The organism is Chloroflexus sp. (genome assembly GCF_034435895.1).
Taxonomy (GTDB): domain Bacteria; phylum Chloroflexota; class Chloroflexia; order Chloroflexales; family Chloroflexaceae; genus Chloroflexus.
Genome location: NZ_DAOTWH010000053.1, coordinates 1 through 6,462, shown reverse-complemented (window position 1 = coordinate 6,462; position 6,462 = coordinate 1). Strand labels below are relative to the sequence as shown.

Below are 6,462 nucleotides of genomic sequence, written 5' to 3'. Positions count from 1 at the left end.
AGCGAGGGCGGCGCGCAGCCGTACCGTACCGTGCGCGCCAGCCCGACCGCCCCACCGGCATGGCGTGACTTCTGCGCCACCTTCCTCGCCAACCCCGGCCTCGAAGCCACAACCTACGAAGTGTTCATGCCTTCGGGTGAACATCTGAGTGTTGAAGTCGAACCAACCAGCATGCGCCCGATCTTCGCCAATCTGCCCCTCGGCGAGAGCGGAATCACGATCGTGAGCCATACCGGTCGCATACTCGGTTATTGGTCTGAACAGGGCACATTGGTCATCTATGGCCGCGAAGGCGAGCAAGGATCGCTTACCCTGCGGGTACCGTCCTCGCCCGATGGCGTCTACGCTGATGATGCTGGCTTGACGGCGCGGGTGACATTATGCGATGACCTGCTCCGGATCGATTATTGGATCACCGCCGAGGGCCGCCGGATCGAGGTGGCATGGGAGGATCATGCACTCTTGATCGAGCTGTTGCCGCAGGCGCTGGCCGAACGCTATGGCAGCCAGCCGCTGCCGCCACCTGCCCAACCGCGCCGCGCCATCCTCACCACGCGCGCATTCGCGGTGGTAGAAGCGACTGCCAATACCGGCTGGCAACCAATCGCTGCTCCTGCGCCGCTCGAACAGCTCGGCTGCCCCTACGGCTACGGCTGGTACCGGGCCGAGATCGAGCTTGACGCGCCGTTGAACACGACCATCGCCGCTCCCGAACTCTACGATCGGGCGCTGGTGCTGATTAACGGCGAGTTCGCCGGCACCTTGGGCGTCGCGCCAACCGGCCCGCGCTACACGTTCACGCTCGACTTGCCGGCTGGCCGCCACGATCTGCGCCTGTTAGTCGATAATCTAGGCCGGTTCAATTATGGCCTGAATTTGGGGGAACGAAAGGGGTTGCTCGCCCCCTTGTACCTCGATGGCAACCAAGCAGACATCTCGGCGGGCTGGTATGCCTATTGGCAAGAGGTGCAATTTGCCGGTGAAGCGGTTGCCAACATCAAGCCGTGGGCCGCGCGGCCCGACGCTAGCAACGTTCACCTGAGCCGGTTTGCGTGGGTTGGGCCGATGGTGTGGCTGATCCGTCCGATCGAGGTGCAGGCCGGGCGGCGCTACCGGGTGCATATCACCGGCGACCGCAACTCCGGCGCATTCTTCGTCAACGGCGTCGCCGTTGAGCGGTTTAGCCGCCATCGCAGCGGCGGGCTGATTGACGCTGACATCACTGATCTACTGCAACCGGGAACCAACACCCTCGCCTTGCAGATTCTCAACTACGCCGGCGCACCGTGGCGCGCGACGCTGATCAGCTACGACGCCAGCCAACCGCTACCGGCCCAGTGGAGCTTCTGCGCCGGCGTGACTGTCAGCGACCAACCGGCCCCGCCTACCGGCCCGGCCTTTGTGCAAGCGGTCTTTGCCCGCGCCGATCTACCGGCCACTATCCAGCGCCTTGCTCTGCGCCCCGGCACGCTTGACAAAGGCCAGATCTGGCTCAACGGCCAGAATTGCGGGCGCTTCTGGCAGATTGGGCCGCAGGAAGCCTATAAGCTGCCAGTCTCGTGGTTGGCGGCGCACAACGAACTGCTGCTCTTTGTCGAACAACACCGCAGTGGTGCGGTGGAATTGGTGTATGAGTGATTGTTGGCTAGGTGGAGCCGCACCGCCGTGCGGTTTTACCTGCCGGCCAACGCCGGCTTGCGCGCAACCGTTGCGCCGCTGATCAATTCCTCGGCGGCGGTGATACCGGAGCCGCACCGCCGTGCGGCTTTACCTGCCAGCCAACGCCGGTGCGCGCGCGACCGTTGCGCCGCTGATCAATTCCTCGGCGGCGGCGATCTGCTCGCTCTCGCCGATTAATCCTATCAGATCACCAGCCTGAAACACTGTGCTCGATTTCGGGTTGGCGATCAACTGTTGATTGCGGATCAACGCGATCACCGAGGCGCCGGTGCGCGCGCGAATATTCGCTTCGGCCAACGTCTGGTCAACAATCGGGCTCTGCTCACTCACCATCCGCCATGTGATTTCGATCCCGCGCGCGGCCCGCACCATCTGATCGAGCGCCTGATGTTCGGCGGGACTAGAGACAGTGAAGTCGTACTCATCGCGCCGCACGGCATCGGTATAGCCTTGCACTTGGGTGGCCGGATACCCCAAGCAGAGCAAGGTATGGCGCATCACCTCCAGCCCGCCTTCTAATTCGGGGTGGATGACATCGCGCGCGCCAAGGCTGATGAGGCGACCAACGCCTTTCGTGGTGGCGGCGCGCGCAATCACTGGCAGATTGGGCGCAATCTTGCGCGCCGCCGCCACTACCATTTCGGTCGCCGTCTCATCGGGCAACGTCACCACCAACGCGCGCGCCCGTTCAAGCCCGGCGTGCATCAGCACATCTGAATTAGCAGCATCGCCGAAGAGAGTTGGTACGCCGTGAGCATTAAATTCGGCAGCGCGGCCTGAGTCAATTTCGATCACCAGTCGCGGTATCCCCAGCTTCTCCAGTACCGTCACAATATGCTGGCCCACCCGGCCATAGCCAACCACCACCACGTGGCCTTCGCGCGGCAAAGCGAGATCTACCGGCTGCAAGGGATGGGTGTCGAACCATTGCCAGAGCTTAGGCGTATAGCGTTGCATCAATTGTTCGATCGGCTTGATAGTCCGGAACATAAACGGATTAAACATAATTGAGAGCAATGATCCGGCCAGAATGAGCGAATACTGTTCTTGATTAAGCAGACCAAGCGTGATACCCGCCTTGCCGAGGATGAATGAAAATTCGCCAATTTGACTGCGACCGGCGGCAACAATCAGAAATGTTCGTCCATTGGCCGGCAAGAAGAAACCGGATAGTTGGGTTAAAAAGGCTTTACCAAACACGATCAGAGCAGTCAAGGCAAGCACTTGGCCTAAATGCGCCCACAAGTAGACGGGGTTGACAATCATGCCGACCGAGACAAAAAAGATAACCGCAAATGTCTCGCGGAAGGGTAAGACATCATCACCAACCTGATGGCTAAACTGCGACTCGCTCAGCACCACGCCGGCCAAAAATGCGCCGAGCGCCAGCGAGACATCGAAAAAGGCGGCTGCGCCAAAGGCAGTGCCGAGCGCAATCGCTACCGCCGCCAGAATGAATAGTTCGCGCGAGCGAGTGCCGGCAATGATATCAAACAGCTTCGGCAATAGCTTCCGCCCCGCAAATAACATCACTGCGACGAAAAGCGCCGCCTTCAGCAGTGAAGCAACGCTGGTAATAAGTGAATGCTCATTCTGCTCCCCAAATATAATTGGCAGCAATACCAGCATGATCACAGTGGCGATATCTTCAACCACCAACCAGCCGACTGCAATCCGCCCGGCGCTTGTGTGCAGTACGCCGTTATCCATCAGGCCACGCAACAGTACTACCGTGCTTGAAATGGAAATCGCCATACCGAGGATTAAGCCGGCCAATGGAGACCATCCCCACCACTGGCTGAATGCAAAACCTAATCCTGTCAGAAGGATCATTTGCGCAATCGCGCCCGGTAACGCAACCTGACGCACAGCCCACAAATCTTTGAGCGAAAAATGCAGACCAACCCCAAACATCAAAAAGATCACGCCAATCTCGGCCAGTTGGCTAATATCTTCCACATCGCCGACAAAGCCCGGCGTAAACGGGCCGATCGCCATCCCAGCCACTAAATACCCAACAATCGTTGGCAGACCAAGCCGCCGAGCCAGCAACCCGCCGGCGAATGCTACCACCAAGGCAATGGCCAAATTTGCCAGTAATGAAATGTCGTGATGCATAGCACAGCTCCGGTCACCAAGCGCAGCGGAAGCACATCCGTAGGAATGGATTTGGGGAAGAATCCTGCGCAGCGTGGCGCAGATGGAATGCAATACGCATGATAAAGAATGAATGAATGGCTGTCAAAAGCGCAACCGAGCTGTGGTACACTGAAAGCTACGAGATAAATACCAGTGCTGCCATCACTGCGCCATAGTCGCTGCGCTCATACTGCTATGCTAGCCATCGTGATCGTGTCATGGAATGTGAAGGAGCTGCTCCGCCGCTGCCTCACCGCCGTCAAGGCCTCGCTGGCGGCTGGCAATCTCACTGCCGAGATCATTGTGGTTGACAACGATAGCCACGATGGCACGCCAGCCATGGTGCGCAGTGAATTCCCCGATGTACAGGTGATCGAAGCCGGCGCCAATCTTGGCTTTGCCGCCGGCAACAATCTAGCCCTGCGCAGATTGTTGCAACGGCCTGATGGCGGCCCTGAGTTCGTCCTCTTGCTGAACCCCGATACCGAGCCAGTGGCCGATGCGATCCCGCAATTGGTCGCTTTTCTCCAGAATCATTCAGCCGCAATCGCGGTTGGCCCGCGCTTACTCTACGGCGATGGCAGCCTCCAATCGTCGCGTCGCCGCTTCCCCACGCCGCTCAAGATGGTCTGGGAGAGTACGCCGTGGGAACGGCTGTGGCCAAACAATCCGTGGAAGCGCCGCTATCACTGCGCCGATCGCGATCCTCATCGGATCCAGCGCGTGGGTTGGCTGGTCGGCGCTGCCTTGCTCGTGCGCACCGCCGCTATCCGCCAAGCTGGTTTGCTCGACGAACGATTTTTTATGTATAGTGAAGAGTTGGAATGGCAGTGGCGGTTACAATGGCGCCAACCGGCGCCGCCTCCTCCCAATGACTCACGGTGTGAGAGTGTCGAAGTCAGTAGCCAGATTTGGTACCTGCCCGAGGTTACGGTCATCCACCACGAAGGCCAGAGCAGCGAACAGGTTCCGGTTGGTCGCCACCGCTATTTCCAAGCGAGCCGGCTGCTGCTGGCCCGGATGTGGTACGGGTGGCCGGCAGCGGCGCTGCTGCGCCGGTTGATCTGGCTCGGTTATCAGTACGAATTGGTTATCGAGGCGCTCAAACTGGCGTTGGGCCACCGGCCCGCCTTGCGCCGGCAACGGATCGTAACCTACCGGCAGGTGTTGGACGCGCTCGACAGATTGGTGATCATCACTATCCTTGCACTTTTAACCATTGCTATGCGGCGAGTTGACGGACAATAGCGGCGAAGGCTTCCTGATGCTGAAACTGCTGGCGGAGCCAATTGAGCAGATGAACCCAGTGGGCGCGCTGGATGGCGCGCTGGGCAACGCCAATCGTGACGTGCTGCTGCGTGGTAGCGGCCAGCCGAGCGCGCTCCTCTTCGAGGAAGACGTAGGCGGCCAGCACCAGAGTCCAGAAGCGGACAATCGCCGTCGCACTCATCACCTGATACTGGTCGAGGCCGAGCAGTTCTTTGGCGTCGGCAAACAGCACCTCGATGTCCCAGCGCACCGCCAGATGGCGGATCAGGGTGGCAGCATCTGCATCCAGGTCACTCGAGGCCCAGAAACGCACCTCCTTGAGCGGCGCATCAAGCGCGTCGCGCACGAGAATAACCTGACAGCGTCCCAGGTTGCGCACCGTCGTTGTAACGGTGTGAACCCAGACCACGCGCCCTGCTCCGTCCTGATTCGGCCACACCACCTGCTGGTAGTCGCTCTCACTGCGCTTGCTCGCGTAGGTGGTGAGGTCCTGCCAGCGCCAGCCGTCTTTCGCCTGCGCGTCGGCAATCCGGAGCAGGCGGTTGGACTTCAGCCCGATGCTGATAGAACAGCCTCGGGCCTTGGCCGTGCTCCAGATGCGCTTGGCACTGTACCAACTGTCGAGCAAGACGTGGGTGTGCGTATCGGCAGCCGGCTCGAAGGTTCGGATGCGCTCCGCCATCAAGTCACCCTTGCTGGCAAACACCACGCCCTCGGCTTCGCAGACCGCTTTCTGACGGTACAACTGCGGCGCAAGTGGACAGCGACGACCGGCCACCACGTAGAGCGCTTGGACCAGGCTATGGCCGGTCAGCACCCGCCGCTCCGTCGTCGAATAGTGCTTGCCCAGGCCTTCCATCTTCTTGCCGCGTCGCTTGTGCATGGTCGAGTCATCGCCGATGAGGTAACCGGTCACACGGGTTGCCTTGGGACGCCCGCGTCGAAGGGGACGATGAGCCCGCTGCTCGGCGTGCAGGGCCGCAATCTGCGGGGTGACCTGCTCACGAAAGCGGCGAAACCAGGTCTTCGCGACGCTGCTGGCGTCCCACGGCGCCTCAGCCAGAAAGCGACTCAGGCTCGCCACACTCCCGGCCCCGGCGACCGTGCGAAACAGATTGCTCAGCGTGCGCGGGCCGTGGCACAGCAGCAGCGCCACCAGCATGGTCACGAAATGCCGGCGTTGAGGGCGCGTAAAGCACGCCCAAAAGACCCCTGCATACTGGCGTACCCGCTCATCCACGCATACAATTGGTATCCGCATCGCGCTTCTCCAGAACTCAGGTGTGTGGTAACTCCTGTTGTACCGGCTGGGGCGCGATGCGGCAACTCCCCACCGAACGTCCGAGCGAAATGGTTAAAAGTGCAAAGGTAGTG

At 60.5% G+C, this 6,462-nt stretch carries 3 protein-coding genes and 1 pseudogene; 2 read left to right on the top strand and 2 right to left on the bottom strand.

Annotation, left to right across the window (positions count from 1 at the left end; translation table 11 throughout):
- Positions 1 to 1,638 (top strand): annotated as a pseudogene (locus tag U9R81_RS03110) (beta-galactosidase); the annotation flags it as partial.
- Between the two features lie 129 nt (positions 1,639 to 1,767).
- Here U9R81_RS03110 and U9R81_RS03105 read toward each other — a convergent pair.
- On the bottom strand, positions 1,768 to 3,798 hold the full coding sequence (locus U9R81_RS03105) for a cation:proton antiporter (protein ID WP_322494067.1): 2,031 nt from the start codon (positions 3,796 to 3,798) through the stop codon (positions 1,768 to 1,770).
- A 216-nt stretch (positions 3,799 to 4,014) separates the two neighbouring features.
- On the opposite strand from U9R81_RS03105, the gene U9R81_RS03100 reads away from it, so the two are divergent.
- Entirely contained in the window at positions 4,015 to 5,067 is a 1,053-nt protein-coding gene (locus U9R81_RS03100; protein WP_322494066.1) for a glycosyltransferase family 2 protein, read from the top strand.
- On the opposite strand, the gene U9R81_RS03095 is transcribed toward U9R81_RS03100, so the two are convergent.
- The gene (locus tag U9R81_RS03095; RefSeq protein WP_322494065.1) at positions 5,042 to 6,349 is read right to left on the bottom strand and encodes a transposase; all 1,308 of its coding nucleotides are present in this window, start codon (positions 6,347 to 6,349) and stop codon (positions 5,042 to 5,044) included. The genes U9R81_RS03100 and U9R81_RS03095 overlap by 26 nt on opposite strands.
- Between the last annotated feature and the right edge of the window lie 113 nt (positions 6,350 to 6,462).

Excerpts from the sequence above, each read along its gene's own strand:
- U9R81_RS03105 (WP_322494067.1), bottom strand. The coding sequence starts at position 3,798 with ATGCATCACGACATTTCATTACTGGCAAATTTGGCCATTGCCTTGGTG.
- U9R81_RS03100 (WP_322494066.1), top strand. The coding sequence starts at position 4,015 with ATGCTAGCCATCGTGATCGTGTCATGGAATGTGAAGGAGCTGCTCCGC.
- U9R81_RS03095 (WP_322494065.1), bottom strand. The coding sequence starts at position 6,349 with ATGCGGATACCAATTGTATGCGTGGATGAGCGGGTACGCCAGTATGCA.